Here is a 19437-nt window from a genome sequence, read left to right as displayed (position 1 = left end):
AAAAGCTGAAATAGATAAATCAGGCACAGAACTCAGAATACTCAAGTAGACAGCCGGCTAAATAGTCGGCTGTTTTTCAGTTAAGATAACTGGCAGGTTAGCGTAGCCGTACAAGAAAAATTAGCATTATGGGAGAAGGAGTAGCAGTATATTTCTGGAATATATTATTATTGGGAATTACTGAGATGGGGTGTGTATAAGATGGACAAGCATTACGAAAACCTTCTGTTAGCTTTTGAAGAAGCAGAAAAGGCTAGAGATGAAGGTACTTTTCCTATCGGTGCAATTATTGTTGATGCAGATGGTTCAGTTGTAAGCCGAGGTAGGAACAGAGTTTTTTTAAGCTGTGATTCTACAGCTCACGCCGAAGTGGACGCTATAAGAAAAGCCGGAAATGTGATACTTCATCTTGAGAGCAAGAAATTTATTCCAAAGAACGAACTTACCTTATATACTACCTGTGAGCCTTGTCCCATGTGCACAGGTACAATCGTGTTGTCTTTGATTAAAAAAGTGGTTTGGGCTGCAAATGATAGGGATATAGGTGCATTTAAAAAATTCAAGGAATTAAATAGCGAATTACCTATTTATAATGATCTGTTCCACGACATCGTGTTTGTTGCAGCCCCTTACAGAGATTTAGAGTTGAGACAAAGAAAAATGTTAGCAGAATGGAACAACAGCCGTGGGTATAGCGATAATCATTGGAATGATGAATTAGTAAATGAAACTGTTCAATAATAAATGAAACTTTGCACCTGATGTATTAAGCTAACGGGCAGGTTAGCTTAAATGAACAGTAAGCATAAAATAGATTATTCTACTATATTCCAGTAAGATGAGTGGTAATATACCTGAACGAAGAGGAGGAATCAATGGAACACGGAAAATTATAATAGGGTTATGTCAATTTGTTTCTGGAGGGACGACTTTAAAATTAAGGTAATAAGGACATTATTGGACGCCGATAAGTTCGCAAGCACCAGGACCTACTTCTAATTTAGAAAGGCGTGGAAATCGAGATTATCTGATTATTTGGATTTATGATTCATGTTATAAACGTTAACAAGTTTTAATTCGAGTTTTTGAGGTGATTTTCATCGAAATTTTCATCGAAGTTATAGACCATACAGAAGAAGAGGAGATCCGCATCAGGTGTCACCAGGTAGACGAAGAAATATATGAGCTCGTTAATAAAATAAAAACCGAAACGCTCATTATACTTGGTTACCATGAGGATAAGATCAGCCGTATCAAACTTAGTGATATTTATTATTTTGAAGCTGTTGACGGCAGAGTGTTTGCGTATGGTAAGAACAACGTTCATGAAGTCAAACAAAAGCTTTATGAACTTGAGGAACTATGCAGAGAGAAGCATTGTTTTCGCGCCTCCAAATCCACCATCCTAAATATAGCTAAGATTACTAGTATTCATCCGTCGATTAGCGGCCGTTTTCAGGCATTATTGGATAACGGGGAAAAGGTAGTCATATCACGGCAGTATGTGCCCATGCTTAAGCACATGCTTGGATTATAAAGGGGGACCTACATGAAGTATTTTGGCCTCATCAAAGAAATGATCAGAGATTTCTTAATTATATTCGCCTCCATCATGATAATCATCGCTATATTACGGCAAATCTATACTCCTGATTCTAGTTTTGAGTTAAACACGATTTTCACAATTATGGCGTTCTCTTTTCTGGGTGCTTTAACTGGAATCATATTATATATGCCGCATTCGATTAGCGAGAATAAAATGCGCTTGTGGGTAGTTTTTCATTTTCTCTTTCTGGAATCTGTTTTAATTTCTCTCGCTGTCATATTGAATCTCGTATACACCACTTCCGGTATATTATTATTGGCTTTGCAAATTGCCGTAGTATATGCGATCGTTCGCCTGCTGGCCTATAGGAGCGACAAAAAGGAAGCTCAAATGATTAATAAAAGATTAAAAACATTTAAAAACGAGAATTAGAAGGTATACACAACGCAGAGTAAGTACACTTCATTGCGTTGTTTTTTACAACTTAGTGGCCTTCAGCTACAGCTTATCGTTTATGCGTATACACATCCTCTACCATTTCTTATGATGAACTCATAAAAAGTTGGAGGAGGAGAGAAGACTTATGGAAATTTTAATACTTATTGTTATGTTGGTTTTTGAGCTTGCAATTGCCGTTTATTCCATTGCAACCAAGCAAAGCCACAGCAAGATAAAGAGTTTGATGAGAATCACAACATTTATAGTATTCATAATGCTGATCTTAGGGAACATCGTCGTATGGGAGTACACTTGGGGGCTGTTTGCAGGCTTGCTCTTTATATTAGCTTTCAAAGAAATGGTTGCACTCCTGCGCAAACAAACACATACTCCGGGTTACAAAGTTTTTTCTACGATTTTGAAATTCCTTTTGCTAGCACTGACTATCGTTGTCACTCTTGTTCCGGTTTTACTTTTTCCACAGTATAAATTGCCACAAGTGACAGGTCCGTATGCAGTGGCCACCGCCACTTACAGCTATGTGGACATGAATCGTATTGAAGAATTTACGGATCGAGAAAACAATCGGTTTGTTAATGTAGAATTTTGGTATCCTGAAAATGCAGACGCAACCTATCCTTTACTTATGTTCTCCCATGGAGCATTCGGTATTAAAGCAAGCAACACTTCTACCTTTACAGAACTTGCGAGCCACGGTTATGTCGTCGTTTCCATTGATCATCCTTATCATTCTTTTTATACCATTTCCGAGGCTGGAAAGATTGTGACAGTTAACCCCGAGTATATGCAAGAAGTCAACAATGCAAATAAAGCAGGTTTTTATTCGCTTGGTGAGTATTTCGAGCTTACTCAAAAATGGATAACAATGCGAACTGATGATATGGATTTTGTCATGGATACTATTTTAGAACAAGCAGGGCAAAATAAAGATCCTGTATATGAGCGAATCGATATACAAAAAATAGGCGTGTTCGGTCATTCTATGGGTGGAGCGGCAAGCGTAGCACTGGGCAGAGAACGCGATGACATTGACGCAGTGGTAAATATAGATTCTCCGTTCTTTAGCGAGCTTTCGTATGATGAAGCTACGAACGAACTATCTGTAAAATCCGAAGCTTACACAATCCCGCTTCTTAACATTTATTCGGATGATGTATGGGTACAGCTGGACAGCAGCTCTTCTTATATCGCGAATAAAATTTCAAATGAAAATTTTAAAGGAGCATACACCGTTCATTTTAAAGGCGCAAAACATTTAAGTTTGACTGATCTACCTTTATTCTCTCCTATATTGGCAGACCTGTTGCAGGGTGGAAAAGCAGATATCGATAAGTATTATGCGATTGAAACTCAAAATGAACTTATCCTTCGTTTTTTTGACTCTGTGCTAAAGAATCAAGGTCAGTTTGCTCCAAAAGCGACGTATTAAGTATCTGTCGAGTTAATGAATTTAAGTAATGTGGGCAAGTAAAACAATTGTGAACACAAGATAAATTATGCCAATGACAAAGATGGAGCGATAGGAAGCAGTATAATCTTTATATACTAGATTATTAAACTAACGGGAAACGTTAATTCAATAAAACTAAGAAAGCAGCCGACCATTGTGATTGGATGCTTTTATTCAACTAGCGGGCAGGTTAGTTTAACAAGGTACTTAAATTGGTCGAACTGGGCGGTTTTGTACAGTGCGAAGAAGTGATTAGCTAGTGGAGTTGGCAATGAGCTCACGCTCGGTTACAACATCATCAAGTGGCTTCCTGGTGTCGATCTCAACAGTAGCTCCAGCACGTAAGAGGGGTTCAACACTAGCGACGTTTTTTATAATTTCTTCACGTTGTTCGACAGTTTTTCCATAATCGTTTGTCTTACGGGAAGCTATACGTTCAAGGATTACTTCGAGGGGTACACTTAACAACACTACTGCGTCAAACATCGGGTAAAACTTCCTCTGATTTGATACACAACCTGAAATGAATAAAGTACCTTCGCTATGTTCAGTGAGCAGCTCATCAATTCGATTCTCGTTCCATAACCACCCAGAACCATCCACATTCTCACTCCAACCATCATAATCGGTATCGATAATTCTATGCCCCCTATGAGCAAGTTCGCCTAGAACCGTTGATTTACCTGTACCCGACATTCCTGTCACCAGAATTATCACCTTCTTTATTGATATTGAGTCCGAAGTATTTGTCATATTTTCACTCCCTTTATAAGAAAGTCCCTTGGACTAGATTAACACATAAAGGCAATAAACTGGCAACAGGTAAGAAACTTATCAGGAACCAAGTCTAGCTAGGATTTGACCTATTGAAACAAAAAATTGTATTTTGGCAAACTTATGGGTTAAGTCACAACTAACAAAGTCTAAATGATTCAAATATGTAAATAGCAAGGGAGGCGTATTCCGCCTCCTTTTTATGTTGTTACTTTTGATCCGAGTGAGGATCTTGATTAAATCTTTGAGAGATTTTTTTCTCTGTTTTCTTACGCCGTATCCAGCGCTTGAGTATGCCTTCTTCTTTGCGTTCTTGCAGTGTTTCCTTCAAGCCTTGAATCATAAATTCCGATCTTCGTCTGTCATCCCGACTAATCTCGCGTAATTCCTTAATAAATTTGTCGTCCATATCTGCCTCTCGCTTATTCAGGATAATCTCATTATACCGAACGTACGTTCTTTTATCAAGTTTTTCCATTACGAATGATTTTCGAGATCTATATAGTGAAAAGAAGCACAGGAACAATACGCGGCATGTGTGAGAATGGTACTAGAGGGTTTGAGCATAATCCTCCATATATGAAGTTGAGAAACGAGAGAAAGGAAGGAGCCATTCATGATGAAGCAACGTATAGGCAGATCGTGGTTACTCATGTTGATGCTTGGAATGCTGGGGATTGGGGCGATCATTGGAGGCATCATTTTAATCATAGACCCATCCGGAAGTATGGTGAATTTGCCCGCATCTTTGTTAGAGAATTCTCCGTTTGCCAGTTTTTTGTTCCCGGGGATCATCCTATTGCTGGTTCTTGGCGTGATGCCTACAACGATTGCTATTTCGCTCATCCGCTACGTTCATTGGGGGATGGGTGAGAGAATGAATCTCTATCCTGACCGCTATTGGGCTTGGACTTTTTCATTGTATACAGGGTTTGCTCTCATCATCTGGATTATGGCGCAGGTGTACTGGATTCAGGATGTTTCTATCATTCACTTGGTCTATTTTGCATGGGGAGTGGGTATTCAAGTTGTGACCTTATTGCCCGGGGTACAACAAATCTATTCAAAATAAACTGCTTGTATATTGAACAAACGGCTGCCGAAAGAATCGTTAAATGATTCTTTCGGCAGTTATTTTTTTATGGGCATCGAGATAATACGCGTTGTTGTAGTCATGTTGTCCACATCTTCCTTGGACTGAAAAGGGCTCGGATAAATCTAAATCATATTGACAAAGAACTATTATCCTCGCATACTTACGTAACATACTTTATAAAGTTTGTTTATTAACTAGAGAAATAGTCACATGTGGTAAGTATCGCAAAATCATAATCCACATGAAACGGGGAGGTAAGTATGGCCTTGTCCAAGCAACCGATAGAAGTGAAGCCTGTGAAGTCGATGGATGATTTGTTTGAGTGAACAATGCAACTCTGCCGATTTCGATCCTTTGCCAGCACGATGGAACTCATGTGTTGGAGTAAGGTATTATGTTATGATATGGTGTGAAATGACATGCATACCATTGCTTTGGTTCAATTGAACCAGAGTAGAAACGAGAGGGTTATGAAAAAAGCCAACGCTACAATGATGAAATACATCAATTTGAATAATGTGCGTGAAGTCATGCAGCAGATTGAGACGGCGACCAAACCACAATTAGCTTTACTAACCAATCTTAGTGTAGTTACCATTAATGCGCTGATTCAGGAATTATGTGATGGCGGAGAGTTGTTCCAGGATAAAGTGGTTCCGTCTAACGGTGGTCGTCCTGCTCAGGCATATCGATATAATTATAACTTCAAGCTTGCTCTTGTTCTTTACATCAAAGAGATGAAAGGTCAGGAGTTAATTTCGGCAACGGTCATGAATCTGGAGAATAAGGTTGTGTTGAAGGAAGAGAGTCTCTTGCCTGCTTTCGATAAACAGCATGTGCTGCAACTTATCGCGCGTTTCATTGCGGAGTATCCGTCCATTGATATGATCGGCATCGGTATTCCGGGGCAAGCCGTGGATGGAGACATCACAGTGAGCAGTCATGAAGAACTTATCCATTCACATCTGATCAGGGAGATCGAGAGCGAGTTCCAACTGAAAGTTCTCGTGGAAAATGATGTTAATGCAGCGATTAGCGGATACTGTACTCAGCATGCTGATATGAAGGAACAGAATGTAGCCGGAATTTATTTTCCGAACCGATATCCGCCGGGTATGGGCATGATGTTGAATGGACAGATGATCCGTGGGAAAAACGGGATGTTTGGTGAGATCAAATATCTTCCTTATTCACCTGATTGGCACCGTGACATGAGCAAAGATGATTTTGTACTGAACGTATGTCACATCCTGCAAACGATTAATGCCGTCGTTGCCCCGCACCAGATTGTCATTTATCAGGAACGGGTGGAGAGAGAAGAGCTGGACTTGGCATGGAAACAGTACGGGAAGGATCATCCCATGCCGTCGTTGCCCGAGATTGTACATCAGGACTCGTTTCAACATGATTTCGATGCTGGGTTACGAGAAATGGTTCTTCAAGCCTTGAAGTCAGGAATTCTATCAAACGCCTTATGACCCATAGGTCATGTTGGTGGATTTAATTCTACAAATTGCAGGAACAAGCGTAGAGGAGGATTCATGATGCGTGAAGAAGAGAGAATCATGAAGGGCGTGTTGTTTAGTCCAAGTGATCCCGAATTAAAGATCATCAAAAGGCGAGCCCATAATCTCAGTCAGCGTTACAGTCAGACCTTTGAAGAACAGACTGAGGAAAGAAATCAGATATTGCAACAGTTACTGGGGCAGATCGGGGAAGGTGGATTCATGCAAGGCCCCATCTTTTTTCATTATGGTGTGCATACCCGAATAGGCGATCACTTCTTCGGTAATTACAATCTGACGATACAAGACGACGCACAAGTGACGATCGGGGACTATACCAGTTTTGGACCCAATGTCACGATTGTTACTCCCATTCACCCCATGATTGCCAGCGAGCGGAGACGGATGGTGGACCAGAACGGTGATGTGAAGTCACTATGTTATGCCAAACCGGTCACGATTGGTAACGATGTATGGATCTCGGCAAACGTTACAGTATGCGGGGGCGTAACGATTGGAGACGGCTGTGTGATCGGAGCAGGTAGCGTGGTGACTCGTGATATTCCACCGCATTCTTTTGCAGCAGGCGTACCGTGCAAAGTTATTCGCAAAATTACTGATGAAGACAGCATGCGAAACTATCCCGATGTTCTGGCAGATTGCCGTGTGCTGGAAGAATGACAAAAGGCTGCCATCAAGATCTTATAGATGATCTTGGTGACAACCTTTTTTGTTATACGTTTACTTGGAAGCGTTATAATTGCTTAAGAATTCTTTTACTTTTGTAGGATCAGCTTTCAATTCATTCCCGGTCTGAACGAGCGGGCTTACTGTGGAGTATGCTTTAAGTTTGTTGTTCTTGTAGAAACTCAAAATCTCATCCTGATTAATGGAGTACAGCACGGCTTTTCTCAGGTCACTGCTCTTGGCAACTTCACGATTGGCCGTATTAAACAACAGATAGGAGACAGCGTTACTTGGAAGACTCTGCAGTTTCAGTTTGCTGTCATTTTCGATGATGTCATACTTGGTTTCAGGTACACCGTAGTATAAGTGAATTTCACTGCTGCGAAGAGCAGAGAGTGCGCTGTCTGCATCCGCGATGAATCGGACGTTAACCTGAGCAATTTTTGGCTCATCTTCCGTGCCTTTACGGTAGGCCGGATTTTTTAAGAACACACCTTCATAGTCATTTTTATAAGACAAAATATAAGGTCCGCTAGTATAAAGGGTGTTATTGTATGCTGCGCCTTCAGTCACCGTGTTCTGATCACCGTAAGGAATATCTTTGTTGACGTCAAAGGAAGCTACATCATATGTGTTGATGCTCTCCACCTGTTTTTTGGACACGATACCCGCAGATTGGTGAGCCAGGTAGTTCAGAACTTGCGGGAAAGGTTCAGTTGTGGTCAGTTTAACGACCTGATATTTACCTGCGCTATTATCTGCTTTGGTTTTGTCAGTCACGAGTTCTGTAATTTTGCTGCCCAATCCTTGTTCCAATGCTTCGAGGATTGTGCCGTTACCGCTGGATTGTTTGATGGATTGTAATGCACTCAGATCCGTTACAACCTCAGCTTCTTTGATGTGTTCATGCAGACTGTACGTCCGGTGATCCGGAACGGAATCTTTATTTTTAGCACGATCCAGGGAGAAGATCACATCATCTGCACCGACACGTTCTCCTGTATCTACAGCTTTTTTGTTATCAATCTTCGCAAAGTTGATATCGTCTCTGAGAATGAAGTAGTAGTCCGAATTACCTTCAGCAATACTAAAGTTATGGGACAGTGATCCATCTGCTGTCAGCTGATCGTCATCCGTCAAGTTAACGAGACGTACGTACATATTGGTGTTCAACTGGTTGATGGAGCCGTCGTTTCCTTTGATTGGATCAAGGGAAGTCAGTACGGATGCACTTTGCGTCAGAATCAACGGATCTTTGGCATTTTTGGAGCTGTCCTTGAATTCAATCGGTTCCCAAGCCATGGCGCGGGATTTGGAGAGACGAACGGTGTCTACATTCAGAATGTCTTTGTTCACAGCCTGACTTTTCAGGGAAATGTACAAAGGAGCGATATATGCCTGATCCGTTACCAAGCGATCTTCCAATTGTTTGTACGTGTCTTTGTACTCATCTGGAGTTTGAGTAGCTGCCTGATCGATGAGCTTATCAAGTTCCCCATCGGCAAGGATACTGTAATCTCCACCTGTTTTGAAAAGGGAACGCACCGCATAATCGGGATTTCCCGTTACCGTTGTCCAGCTGGACAAGGCAATGTCATAATTCCCTGCATCCTGTTGGGATTTGAAGCTGCCGTAATCCGGCTGCAGGTTCAGTTTCACATTGAAGCCGTTTTTGGTCAGCTGGTCGCGGACAATGTTTACATCATTTTCGGAAGAACTCATGGCGAGCAGTTCAATGTCAGCCGGTTTTTGTGCAGTTTCTGTTGTATCCGCTGGTGTGGTCTCCGCCTGGGATTCGGTTTTCGTTTTTACACTGCAGCCGGAAATCACAATGACAAGAATTAATAGCAATGAGATCAGTGTACGTTTTTTCATGGGATGACCCTCCATATCTTGATTGTGTGATGTGTGATTTCTTTATTTCTATATCTTTTATTTCAACGAATCATTTAGGCCTTCTCCAGCTTGGGATCAAGCGCATCACGCAGACCGTCACCGAGAAAGTTAAACGAAAGAACCAGCAGAATAATAGCCAAGCCTGGATAAATCGCCAGATAAGAGTGGGTCTCCAGGTATGTACTGCCAAGCTTCAGAATGTTACCCCATTCCGGAATATGCGGCTCCACGCCGAGTCCCAGATAACTCAAGCTGCTGGTAGCAATAACGGCTCCACCAATCGTGAGTGTGGACTTGATAATCATGGGCGCAAGGGAGTTGGGAATAATGTGTTTGAAAATAATCGTACGATTGTTGTACCCCAGTGCACGTGCAGCTTCCACGAATTCAAAAGTAGATACATAGAGCACACTGGCTCTCATGGTACGAGCGTAAGTTGGAATGGAACCCAGACTCAGCGCCAGAATGAGATTGACCGTATTGGCTCCAAACGCCGCAATAATGGCAATGGCGAGCAGAATTCCCGGAATGGCATAGAGAATATCGAGCAGCCGCATGATGATGTTATCCGTATGCCTTCCGTAGAAGCCGGAGAATGCTCCGAGGACTCCACCGATCAACACAGGAATGATGGTCGACATGCAACCTACGATCAAGGAGATCCGGGCACCGAATACAATCCGGGAAAATAAACATCGTCCGAAGTCGTCCGTTCCCAAGGGATACGCAAGGGAAGGCGGTTGGAGCAGCGCCGAGTAGTTATTTTCCACAGCCATGCTGTAGTCAAAGGTAAAGAAGCTGCAGATCGATATCGAGAACAGAAAAATGATAAAAAACAAACCGGACATGGCAGTCATATTCGGAGCAAGCCGCTCCCACAGATCATTCCAGAAGTTTGATTTTTGTTTCCCCTGTCTGCGAATACGTCCAATAATGGAAATGCCGAGCAATAGGGCAAATACATTACCTGTGATTGAGGTCAGAATCAGTACTACACTGACACCAATCATCCAGCGAGAGAGGATAGAGGTCGCGTTATATTGGGATACGATAATCAGTACGACCAGGTCAATGACGAAAATAAATAGGAGCACCGCCATGGCTGGCAGAAAGTTGTCAGCCACATAGGGTTTGAAAACATTTAACGCGGACACACCGATGACGAACAACTGGGTCAACAGCATATACACCGCAAAGGTATACTCCACATTCCTGGCTTTTCGAATCAGATGAAAGGCTGCCGTTACGATAAATATATTGCCTGAAATGATGGCAAGCAGTTGAACCCAGGCAATCCTGCGTGTCAGAGTAGAGATCGTACCTGTACGGATCAAGTCTTTTCGAATTCGAAGGGTGATGACACTTTGGACCAGTGTGAAGAATACATAGATCCCAAGTATCGTTAGCAGATATGGTTTGAACGTCTGCCCGCTCCAGTCATAACTATTGAACAGCAATAATGCAGTCAAGAGAAGGGACGTGATCCAGGCAAAGCTTGCCTGACTGTATTCTCGAGAAGACTTAAGCCGGAAACGCATTTCTTGTGTTAAGGATGAATTTGTCATAATACACCTGCTTTAAGAGGTAGTTCAACACACACGTTAATATTGTTTCATCTTGGAGCGCACTCTTGGATCAATAAAAGCGTAGAGCAGATCAACCGCTACATTGATAATGGAGATCGTAATTGCTGTGTAGATTACTCCGCCCATGATACTCGGAATATCGGGGATGAATTGTTTATCCACAATATAGCTGCCGAGACCGCTGATATTAAACACTTTCTCCGTCACTGCTGCCCCCCCGAGCATGGCTCCGAATTGAAGTCCAACCACAGTAACGATTGGAATCAATGCATTACGTACAGCGTGTTTCAGCATGACCTGACGTTCGCTTAACCCCTTGGCGCGGGCGGTCATCACATAGTCCTCATGAATGACTTCCAGTGTGGAAGATCGAGTCATCCGTGCCACCGCAGCCGTGAGTCCCGTGCCTAACACAATGGTTGGCATAATGATCGACAGCCAATTTTGCGGGTTGAAGGTAGCGGGAAGCCACTGCAATTTGATCGAAAAGTTCAGAATGAAGATGAGTCCTTGCCAGAAATTCGGGATCGATAATCCAATCAGAGCGATAAACATAAACGTATAATCGAACCATGAATTAGGCTTAATCGCTGAGATGATACCGATAGGTAATGCAATGACAAGGGCTAACAGCAGGGAGATGACCGCGAGGGTCAAGGTAATTGGAAACTTCCTTGCAATCGTTGCTGTGACATCTTCATTTCCCGCAAAAGATTTGCCAAGATCGAAGAGAGCAACTCCCTTAATATTGTTCCAAAGCTGTGTAAGATAAGGCTGATCCAAGCCATACACCTGATTGAATGCTGCAATCTGTTCCTGCGTTGCTGTCTCTCCGAGAATGTTAGCTGCCGGGTTGAACGGAGACAGATACAAAATCGTAAATACGAGTGTGGCTACGCCCAGAATGACAAATACCGTCATCAGTATTCTTTCAAATATGTACTTTAGATAAGGATTTCCATACAAAAAGAGGATGCCATACATCAGACAGCCGGGAATAATGGATATCGCGAAAAACCACGGTTTGTCGATAAGGGTGTGGAATGTATCGGCCATCGTAAGACGTTGACTTCCCTGTTCCTGAAGTATGCGAGAAATCCGCTCCTTCAACTCATTCTGAACCGTTTCTTCCAACCATTCCTCGGTCTGACGTCTGAATTCTTCCTCACTGACCTGCTGCTGGAAGAAACGATGTTTGCGCCGCAGCTGATCTTCCACTTCCAACTTCAGCTTGTTCCGGTAAGAAGAAGCGAGCAGTTCTTGCTCAGCTGTCTGTCTGGCAGCTACCCAGCCGTCATTTTTTCGATTCGAACGCCATATTAGAAACACGACCAGATTGATCGGTAATCCAAGAATGAACAGAACATATCGGTAGGAAGGATGAAGTAGCATTTTGCCATAAATAAAACTTAAATTGTGCACCAACCGCGAGAGTCTGCTGCCTTCTGCAAGATTCAAACCAAGCGTGCCTCCTCTCATTCAGGTTTAAATTGCATTATTCCGATTGATATAGTATATATTATTTAGGGTCTAAACAATTGTCAAGGATTTAAATGGTATACATATGAGATGAGTGAATGTGAAAAACGGATGAGAGCTGGTGATGATATGGAACCTTTATTGAAAGTTAACGATCTATCGGTCTCTTTTCATTCTGGAGAGAGTGAGTTTCAGGCAGTGCGAGAAGTGAGTTTTGAAGTACGAAAAGGCGAGACGCTGGGCATTGTAGGCGAATCGGGCAGTGGAAAGAGTGTGACCGCACGTTCCATTATGAGGCTGCTTGCTTCCCCGCCTTCGCAGATGAAAAAGGGAGAGATTCTATTTAAAGGGGTCGACCTGGCCAATAAAACGCAGAAAGAGATGGAGAGCATCCGCGGGCGTGATATTGGCATGATCTTTCAGGACCCGATGAGTTCTCTTAATCCGACCATTAAAGTGGGTAAACAGATCTCCGAGAGTCTGATCAAACATCAGAAGGTGTCCAAAAGGGAAGCCAAGAAACAGGCAATTGCCATGATGGAGCGGGTGGGGATAACTCGTAGTGAAATACGCTACAACCAATATCCACACGAATTCTCCGGAGGCATGCGTCAGCGGGTCATGATTGGTATTGCACTTGCTTGTCGTCCTGAATTGCTCATTGCCGATGAGCCGACAACCGCACTGGACGTTACCATTCAGGCCCAGATTCTGAATTTGATGAAAGATATGCAGGACCAACTGGGTACATCGATTATTCTGATCACACATGATCTGGGCGTAGTGGCAGGCATATGTGATCGGGTTGTTGTTATGAAGGAAGGACAGATTGTGGAAACCGGGACAACGACAGAGATCTTTGCTAATCCCAAACACCCGTATACGATCAGACTTCTGAATGCATTACCACGTCTGGATCAGAAGAAAAAGCCAAAACCGGTATCGTTGGTCCCGAGAGATCTCGAGGATGATCAGCCGTTGCTTGAGGTGAAATCGCTCAGACAACATTTTAATCTGGGGAAAGGCAACACCTTAAAGGCTGTGAATGATATCAGTTTCCATATTCGTCAAGGAGAGACACTTGGCGTTGTAGGGGAATCTGGCAGCGGAAAATCAACCACGGGGCGTGCGATTCTGCGGTTGCATGAGCCAACGGGTGGAGATGTACTGTTTAAAGGAGTCCCGCTCAATCGCTTGTCGGCTTCGGAGATGAAAACGATGCGTAGACATATGCAGATCATCTTCCAAGACCCCTATGCATCTCTGAATCCCAAAATGAGGATTATGGATATCATTGGAGAAGCGCTTGATATTCATCAACTTGCAGGTACTGCAGCTCAGCGGGAGAAGCGGGTGGAGGAGTTACTGGAGATGGTAGGTCTCGATCCCACCCATGCGCAGCGTTATCCACATGAATTCTCGGGTGGACAGAGACAGCGGATCGGTATTGCACGAGCTCTGGCTGTGGAACCTGAATTCATCGTATGTGATGAGCCGTTGTCTGCACTGGATGTATCGATACAGGCTCAGATCGTACAGCTGCTTGAAGAGTTGCAGCAGCGACTCGGATTGACGTATCTCTTCATCGCGCATGACTTGTCCATGGTTAAACATATCAGTGATCGAGTGGCGGTGATGTATAACGGGAAAATTGTGGAGCTGGCTGAGAGTGAAGAACTCTATTCCAACCCGCAACATGCCTATACCAAGGCGTTACTGTCTGCTATTCCTGTGCCTGACCCAGCGGTAGAAGCGAAGAAAAAGAGACATGTTGTCAAAGAAACAACTAGAGAAAATGTTGAAGTAGAGGACCGTTATAATCTGGAACATTCCAAGTGGGTAGAAGTCACGGAAGGGCACTGGGTAGCCATATCTAGTTAGTGCAAGAAATCTTTTTTAGTAAAAAAAGAACCCCGACAATGATCTCCATAGATCGTTATCGGGGTTGTGTTATATGTGTTTCGTATAATGGCAGTAATCGAAAGCGATTATTTGAATTGAACCGATTTTTTGATGGTATCAATTTCGGCTTTGGTCTTATCATCCATGTAAGTGAAGATGAAGTTGAAAGCATAACCTTCAATGATTGTACTATAGTAATCTTGAGTAATGGTTGAACCGTCACCTGCATCCATCGTGATTTGCATCAGATCCATCTCTTTACCACCGATGGTTTCCGTTGTCATTTCCTTATAATCGTAAGGGAACTGGCTATCCACCATGAATTTTTTGGTTGCTTCCAGGTAGTCTTTACCTGTACGAATGCCTTGCAACAAGCTTACTTTCTCAGCAATGGCCATAGCGGAAGGGCCAACTTGACCTCCGTCCAATGGGTACTTTGAAGCCATAAGCAGATTCAATGTTTTGGTCTGAGACAGTTCGATTTGTTTTTTCTTTGTTTCATCATCACCAGCAATCGCTTCGGATGAAGCACTTGTCAGCTCATTCATGCCTGCAGCATCCTGGAACTCCCATGCTTCCGGGAATTTCAGAGATACGCCGAAATAATCATTGTTGTAAGAACCTTTTTCCGTCGTCCCCAGCTCAACGTCTTGGGAATTATCAGTTTCCTTGGACTCTTCGCTTGCTGGTTCTGTTTTCTCTGTTTCTTCTGTATTCGCTGTATCTGAATCAGTACCAGTCGTTGTTTCTGTCGGGGTAGGCTCTTCTGTTGCGGCTGTGTTATCTGCTTTGTCACCGCAAGCGGCTGCAACCAGCATAATCATAATAAGCATGGCGAATAAAGAAGCTTTTTTTGGAATTGTCATATTACCCTCCTGAAATGTGTGTGTGTGTTTCTCTCTCTACATGTTGCCTGCTTTCTAAATTGTAGCACAAACGTTCTCATATACTACCTATAGGAATCTATAGGGGTCTTCTATACATAAGACATTCGGCTGGCAATTGAAACAGCTTCTGTGCTGGATTGCACACCTAATTTGTTAAAAATCACTTTTTTGTGATGATTCACGGTGCATTCCTTGATCTTTAATTTCAAAGCAATGGCTTTTACAGTGAGGCCACCGGCTATCATCTCAAGAATGGTTAACTGACGCTCGGTGAACTCCACCGTCGGTTTGTCGCACAGTTCAGCAGTCTGTTGACTCTGGTAACAGTTCTGCATGTAAGCTGGAATTAGCTTGGCAATGGCGATTAGTTCACCTTGCATATCTGCATTAATGGTGGACACATCCAGATAACCAACATGTTGTGATCCCATGAACAGAGGTGCGGCATAACAATGCCAGCTTTGAAAATAAGGACTTTCATGCTGTTCCGGCAGCAACAGTGCAGGTTTATTGTTATCCATCGATTCTGATATGGCGTTAACTCCACAGCTCTTTGCGGTGAAGATCATACCCGGACATATAGGGGAATGTTTCACCACAGCTTCAAGATCTGAACTGTAATCCATGGAGAGTAACACACCGTCCGTATCTGTGAGTAGAAAAAGATAGGTGCCCGTTAAATTCTCTTTGATATCCGAGATACTGTTCTGGAATGCATGAATCAGAAAGTGATTGATTTTGCGAAGCCTGTCCAGACTGGATTTTGGTAAATAGTCGAACGGAGCCGTTCCTGCTGCATCCGAGCAAGTCGGGGACTCTTCGTGTCGTGTGGCAAATGTAATGGCAGGCATGTTGTTTCCTCCTTGCTGTACAGTTCTCATCCAATCGTTTGAATGACATGTCCTTCCTGGTCCTTAATCTCTGTTCTAACAATCTGAACGAGAAGATGATCTAACGAAACCACCTCGAATGTCCCTTCAACCGGATGAAGGTTCTCTGCCAGCTCCTCAACAATTTGTTTGTTTACCGTCAGGGTAACTTGTCTGTCCGATTCCAATACGGCTGGTTGTTCTCCTGCTTCGAACAGAATATTCGTATCCGGTCCAATCAAGGATAGGGAGGCACCTTTCAAAATTCGGCTGCGAAGGATGGTGCCAACTAATACGGCTTGTTTGGCTCCAAGCTGGAGTTTGGCCGGGACCGATTTTTGCAGCAATCTTTTGCGAGGAGACTCCCAAGCCAGTTGTTGTATGAATAAAAACGCTGTACTGGACCCGTCCTTCTCCATTCCATCCTCAACCGCTTGTATAACCGAAGGAATATCTGCGTACGAATTTCTCATCAGATCCGTCACATATTTGGGCATGAACATGGAGGAGACAGACAGGAATCCACGAGCATTCCAGCTTTGAACCATTTCCAATTCCCGACCTGTAATGCCAACCATCTGAATAAATTGCACTGAACCATTAGGCGTAGAGATTGCGGGTAGATCCGGGTCTTCAATAAACGAGAGAGCAGTCAGCAAAGTATCGGATTCCAGACAGATGGGGCCATTGGCGTCCATGTAATCTCCTGGCTGAAAGATATTTCCGCTGTTGAACACGTAACGTCCTACATTCTGTAGCAGATTCAGCGCCCAGGCTGGCGGATCAGTCTCTGCTTCACTGCGTGTAAGACGAAAGGTGAGCTCGAATCCATATCCGCTCTTGGATGCATCCTGCATCTCTTTTTCATATAATTCAGAGAAACCATATGTGACAAAATGCCAGTGAGGCATAGGTGTGTTCACCGCATAGACGCTGATACCATCAAGTGGATCAGGCCCACCGAGCATATACGGAAGGGCAGTGCCGTAGTGTTTTGGTTCCTGTTCCCCATACAATTCACGCATGGATTGATCAATCGCATCCCAACCGGATGTGTTTTCTTCCTGAGTCATTATTGAATCCTCCTTGACTGTTCTTTCCCCCGAAAAACATTTAAAATTAAGTCTACCTGTTACAGAAACGGATTCAAGCGGCTTAAGGATGAATTGTGTCAGATAGGACTTCGGAGTTATTAATTGCAATCCAGGGAGTGAAATTACATGAGTATGAAAGGTATCTATTTAAAGGAGTTTAATCAGGCAAGCTGGGACTCATTTTCCGAATTGTTCGAAGAACTTGGACAAAAGTTGGACCCTGCATGGGTAGAACGTGCGCGATTACAAGGGATTCCGGCAGATATAGGTCGGGTGCTTTTGTGTGAAACGGGGGAGTACGCTTTTGAATGGATGGCGAAAGATATCCCGGCTTTAGGGGACCAAAGTCCCGCTGTTTACCTGGAAACGGAGGAAGGAGCGCAGGCATTAAGGGCGGCGATTATGCGTATGCCGCGTTAATTTTTTCGATGGTGAGAGTGTGTGAACGATCATATGATCCAGTGAAGTTGATTTTGCAAAATAGATATGTTACGCTTACATTACAAGAGCAAACACAACAGAATATGCAATAACATCTTTTGATGGATTGTAACTGTGAAGACAGGCAAAACCTAAACTGATGGTGAAATGAAAGCTCCTTTTTTTGGTGCTATTTTACCTTGAGTTTAGGTTTTTCTTGTTTTCTGCTCTAAATTGCAGTTTTTTACCTGGAAAAACCAAAATAAATTTCGAAAAGAGGTTGTTGTTCATGACCACGGCAAAAAAAGGATTCCCCGAAAACTTCCTATGGGGCGGCGCTACAGCTGCCAATCAATTGGAGGGTGCATTCGATAAGGACGGCAAAGGCCTCTCCACAGCGGACATGATCGCTCATGTTCCCAAAGAGAAGCGTACAGGCGGACATGCCATGGAAATCTCCTCTTCCCGAATCGAAGAGATCCTCTCCGGCAAAATCGAAGAACGTTTCCCGAAACGTTTTGGTATCGATTTCTACCATCACTTTAGAGAAGATATTGCATTGTTTGCTGAAATGGGCTTTAAAGTATTCCGTTTGTCCATTCACTGGGCACGTATTTTCCCGAACGGTTATGATCAAGAGCCGAATGAAGCAGGCTTGAAATTTTATGATGAAGTATTCGACGAATTGTTGAAATATGGCATCGAGCCGCTCGTTACATTGTCTCATTATGAGACACCGCTTGGCTTGACGCAAAAATATAACGGTTGGGCAGGCCGTGAAGTGATCCAGCACTATGTTCGATATGCAGAAACGGTGTTCAACCGTTATAAAAATAAAGTGAAATACTGGCTGACGTTTAATGAAATTAACGTCATGCTGTTCAGCCCGTACACTGGCGGCGGCATTCTGATCGATAAAGTGGACAACAAACTGCAAACCACTTATCAAGCGCTGCATCACCAATTTGTAGCAAGTGCATTGGTAACAAAGCTTGCTCACGAGATTATGCCTGGTTCCCAAGTAGGTTGTATGCTTGCTCGTATGGAAACTTATGCAGCAACATGTAATCCAGTAGATGTTCGTCTGGCTCAACACGAGAATCAGATTAACCTCTTCTTCACAGACATGCATGCTCGTGGTAAATATCCGAACTACATGGCTCGTTATTTTGAAGAAAACGACATCGTGATTCAAAAAGAAGCAGGCGATGATGAGATCTTGCTGAACAATACCGTTGATTTCATCTCCTTCAGCTACTACATGTCCGTAACCAAATCTGCATCTGCAGACAAGGAAGAAACATCGGGTAACCTGACTGGCGGCGTGAAAAACCCTTATCTGGAAGCATCCGACTGGGGCTGGGAGATCGATCCGATCGGTCTGCGCGTAACCCTGAACAACTTCTGGGATCGTTATCAGAAACCATTGTTCATCGTAGAAAATGGTCTGGGTGCATATGACCGTGTTGAAGAAGACGGTTCGATCCATGACTCCTATCGAGTGGATTACCTGAAAAAACACATTGAACAAATGAAAGAAGCCATCAAAGACGGTGTGGATCTGATTGGATTCACAGCATGGGGCCCAATTGACCTTGTGAGTATGTCCACTTCCGAAATGTCCAAACGTTATGGTTTTATCTACGTGGATCTGGATGACGAAGGTAACGGAACACTCAAACGTTCCAAAAAGGATTCATTCGACTGGTACAAAAACGTAATCTCCAGTAATGGTGAGCAACTGTAGTTCTCACGTTTTCTGAGCGGGCAAACCTGATATAACAGTT

18 protein-coding genes are annotated in these 19437 nt (G+C 43.3%); 10 read left to right on the top strand and 8 right to left on the bottom strand.

Annotated elements, in window-relative coordinates; genetic code table 11:
• Positions 1-201 precede the first annotated feature (201 nt).
• The 4 genes from NST33_RS23345 (at position 202) to NST33_RS23330 (ending at position 3434) form a co-directional block, all read left to right on the top strand.
• Positions 202-741, top strand: coding sequence for a nucleoside deaminase (locus NST33_RS23345; protein ID WP_339178484.1), 540 nt, complete (start codon positions 202-204; stop codon positions 739-741).
• 349 nt (positions 742-1090) lie between these two features.
• Positions 1091-1537, top strand: coding sequence for a LytTR family DNA-binding domain-containing protein (locus NST33_RS23340; protein WP_221824528.1), 447 nt, complete (start codon positions 1091-1093; stop codon positions 1535-1537).
• A gap of 12 nt (positions 1538-1549) precedes the next feature.
• Positions 1550-1978 carry a DUF3021 family protein gene (locus NST33_RS23335; protein WP_221824526.1) on the top strand — a complete coding sequence of 143 codons (429 nt, stop codon included), beginning with the start codon at positions 1550-1552 and terminating at the stop codon, positions 1976-1978.
• A gap of 151 nt (positions 1979-2129) precedes the next feature.
• Positions 2130-3434, top strand: coding sequence for an alpha/beta hydrolase (locus NST33_RS23330; protein WP_221824524.1), 1305 nt, complete (start codon positions 2130-2132; stop codon positions 3432-3434).
• Positions 3435-3707: 273 nt separating this feature from the next.
• Here NST33_RS23330 and NST33_RS23325 read toward each other — a convergent pair whose 3' ends face one another.
• Both NST33_RS23325 and NST33_RS23320 read right to left on the bottom strand, forming a co-directional pair.
• Positions 3708-4208, bottom strand: a complete 501-nt coding sequence (locus tag NST33_RS23325) for an AAA family ATPase (protein WP_221824522.1) — start codon at positions 4206-4208, stop codon at positions 3708-3710.
• A 229-nt stretch (positions 4209-4437) separates the two neighbouring features.
• The gene (locus NST33_RS23320; RefSeq protein WP_017687044.1) at positions 4438-4707 is read right to left on the bottom strand and encodes a hypothetical protein; all 270 of its coding nucleotides are present in this window, start codon (positions 4705-4707) and stop codon (positions 4438-4440) included.
• Between the two features lie 138 nt (positions 4708-4845).
• On the opposite strand from NST33_RS23320, the gene NST33_RS23315 reads away from it, so the two are divergent.
• The 3 genes from NST33_RS23315 to NST33_RS23305 all read left to right on the top strand — a co-directional run bounded on the left by NST33_RS23315 (position 4846) and on the right by NST33_RS23305 (position 7511).
• The gene (locus tag NST33_RS23315; RefSeq protein WP_221824520.1) at positions 4846-5301 is read left to right on the top strand and encodes a hypothetical protein; all 456 of its coding nucleotides are present in this window, start codon (positions 4846-4848) and stop codon (positions 5299-5301) included.
• Between the two features lie 494 nt (positions 5302-5795).
• The gene (locus NST33_RS23310; RefSeq protein ID WP_221824518.1) at positions 5796-6803 is read left to right on the top strand and encodes an ROK family protein; all 1008 of its coding nucleotides are present in this window, start codon (positions 5796-5798) and stop codon (positions 6801-6803) included.
• Between the two features lie 63 nt (positions 6804-6866).
• Complete coding sequence (locus NST33_RS23305; RefSeq protein ID WP_260632981.1) at positions 6867-7511, top strand: sugar O-acetyltransferase; 645 nt, start codon at positions 6867-6869, stop codon at positions 7509-7511.
• Positions 7512-7571: 60 nt separating this feature from the next.
• Here NST33_RS23305 and NST33_RS23300 read toward each other — a convergent pair whose 3' ends face one another.
• The 3 genes from NST33_RS23300 to NST33_RS23290 all read right to left on the bottom strand — a co-directional run bounded on the left by NST33_RS23300 (position 7572) and on the right by NST33_RS23290 (position 12478).
• Positions 7572-9392, bottom strand: a complete 1821-nt coding sequence (locus tag NST33_RS23300; RefSeq protein ID WP_339305264.1) for an ABC transporter substrate-binding protein — start codon at positions 9390-9392, stop codon at positions 7572-7574.
• 74 nt (positions 9393-9466) lie between these two features.
• Positions 9467-10978, bottom strand: coding sequence for an ABC transporter permease (locus NST33_RS23295; RefSeq protein WP_336765099.1), 1512 nt, complete (start codon positions 10976-10978; stop codon positions 9467-9469).
• 36 nt (positions 10979-11014) lie between these two features.
• Positions 11015-12478, bottom strand: coding sequence for an ABC transporter permease subunit (locus tag NST33_RS23290; RefSeq protein ID WP_339305262.1), 1464 nt, complete (start codon positions 12476-12478; stop codon positions 11015-11017).
• Positions 12479-12607: 129 nt separating this feature from the next.
• Here NST33_RS23290 and NST33_RS23285 point away from each other — a divergent pair, with 129 nt between their 5' ends.
• Positions 12608-14359: an ABC transporter ATP-binding protein gene (locus NST33_RS23285; protein ID WP_336765101.1), complete on the top strand. Its 1752-nt coding sequence runs from the start codon at positions 12608-12610 to the stop codon at positions 14357-14359.
• Positions 14360-14466: 107 nt separating this feature from the next.
• On the opposite strand, the gene NST33_RS23280 is transcribed toward NST33_RS23285, so the two are convergent.
• The 3 genes from NST33_RS23280 to NST33_RS23270 form a co-directional block, all read right to left on the bottom strand.
• Positions 14467-15246 (bottom strand): hypothetical protein, encoded by a 780-nt coding sequence (locus NST33_RS23280; protein WP_221824510.1) that lies wholly within the window; start codon positions 15244-15246, stop codon positions 14467-14469.
• A 110-nt stretch (positions 15247-15356) separates the two neighbouring features.
• A complete protein-coding gene (locus NST33_RS23275; RefSeq protein ID WP_221824508.1) occupies positions 15357-16118 on the bottom strand; it encodes a LuxR C-terminal-related transcriptional regulator in 762 nt (253 codons plus the stop codon).
• 26 nt (positions 16119-16144) lie between these two features.
• Positions 16145-17209, bottom strand: a complete 1065-nt coding sequence (locus NST33_RS23270; RefSeq protein ID WP_221824506.1) for a suppressor of fused domain protein — start codon at positions 17207-17209, stop codon at positions 16145-16147.
• A gap of 147 nt (positions 17210-17356) precedes the next feature.
• Here NST33_RS23270 and NST33_RS23265 point away from each other — a divergent pair, with 147 nt between their 5' ends.
• Positions 17357-17650, top strand: coding sequence for an MbcA/ParS/Xre antitoxin family protein (locus NST33_RS23265; protein ID WP_336765105.1), 294 nt, complete (start codon positions 17357-17359; stop codon positions 17648-17650).
• Between the two features lie 289 nt (positions 17651-17939).
• Positions 17940-19397 carry a glycoside hydrolase family 1 protein gene (locus NST33_RS23260; RefSeq protein ID WP_169481317.1) on the top strand — a complete coding sequence of 486 codons (1458 nt, stop codon included), beginning with the start codon at positions 17940-17942 and terminating at the stop codon, positions 19395-19397.
• Positions 19398-19437: the final 40 nt, after the last annotated feature.

The sequence above is a fragment of the Paenibacillus sp. FSL L8-0435 genome, assembly GCF_037965655.1.
Lineage (GTDB): Bacteria > Bacillota > Bacilli > Paenibacillales > Paenibacillaceae > Paenibacillus.
The sequence above is the reverse complement of the archived record's forward strand: the minus strand, read 5'-3'. Positions and strand labels throughout refer to the sequence as shown.

Bases quoted from the DNA above. Each gene is read 5' to 3' on its own strand.
- NST33_RS23345 (WP_339178484.1), top strand. From the start codon at position 202: ATGGACAAGCATTACGAAAACCTTCTGTTAGCTTTTGAAGAAGCAGAA.
- NST33_RS23335 (WP_221824526.1), top strand. From the start codon at position 1,550: ATGAAGTATTTTGGCCTCATCAAAGAAATGATCAGAGATTTCTTAATT.
- NST33_RS23330 (WP_221824524.1), top strand. From the start codon at position 2,130: ATGGAAATTTTAATACTTATTGTTATGTTGGTTTTTGAGCTTGCAATT.
- NST33_RS23325 (WP_221824522.1), bottom strand. From the start codon at position 4,208: ATGACAAATACTTCGGACTCAATATCAATAAAGAAGGTGATAATTCTG.
- NST33_RS23320 (WP_017687044.1), bottom strand. From the start codon at position 4,707: ATGGAAAAACTTGATAAAAGAACGTACGTTCGGTATAATGAGATTATC.
- NST33_RS23315 (WP_221824520.1), top strand. From the start codon at position 4,846: ATGATGAAGCAACGTATAGGCAGATCGTGGTTACTCATGTTGATGCTT.
- NST33_RS23310 (WP_221824518.1), top strand. From the start codon at position 5,796: ATGAAAAAAGCCAACGCTACAATGATGAAATACATCAATTTGAATAAT.
- NST33_RS23305 (WP_260632981.1), top strand. From the start codon at position 6,867: ATGATGCGTGAAGAAGAGAGAATCATGAAGGGCGTGTTGTTTAGTCCA.
- NST33_RS23300 (WP_339305264.1), bottom strand. From the start codon at position 9,392: ATGAAAAAACGTACACTGATCTCATTGCTATTAATTCTTGTCATTGTG.
- NST33_RS23295 (WP_336765099.1), bottom strand. From the start codon at position 10,978: ATGACAAATTCATCCTTAACACAAGAAATGCGTTTCCGGCTTAAGTCT.
- NST33_RS23290 (WP_339305262.1), bottom strand. From the start codon at position 12,478: ATGAGAGGAGGCACGCTTGGTTTGAATCTTGCAGAAGGCAGCAGACTC.
- NST33_RS23285 (WP_336765101.1), top strand. From the start codon at position 12,608: ATGGAACCTTTATTGAAAGTTAACGATCTATCGGTCTCTTTTCATTCT.
- NST33_RS23280 (WP_221824510.1), bottom strand. From the start codon at position 15,246: ATGACAATTCCAAAAAAAGCTTCTTTATTCGCCATGCTTATTATGATT.
- NST33_RS23275 (WP_221824508.1), bottom strand. From the start codon at position 16,118: ATGCCTGCCATTACATTTGCCACACGACACGAAGAGTCCCCGACTTGC.
- NST33_RS23270 (WP_221824506.1), bottom strand. From the start codon at position 17,209: ATGACTCAGGAAGAAAACACATCCGGTTGGGATGCGATTGATCAATCC.
- NST33_RS23265 (WP_336765105.1), top strand. From the start codon at position 17,357: ATGAGTATGAAAGGTATCTATTTAAAGGAGTTTAATCAGGCAAGCTGG.
- NST33_RS23260 (WP_169481317.1), top strand. From the start codon at position 17,940: ATGACCACGGCAAAAAAAGGATTCCCCGAAAACTTCCTATGGGGCGGC.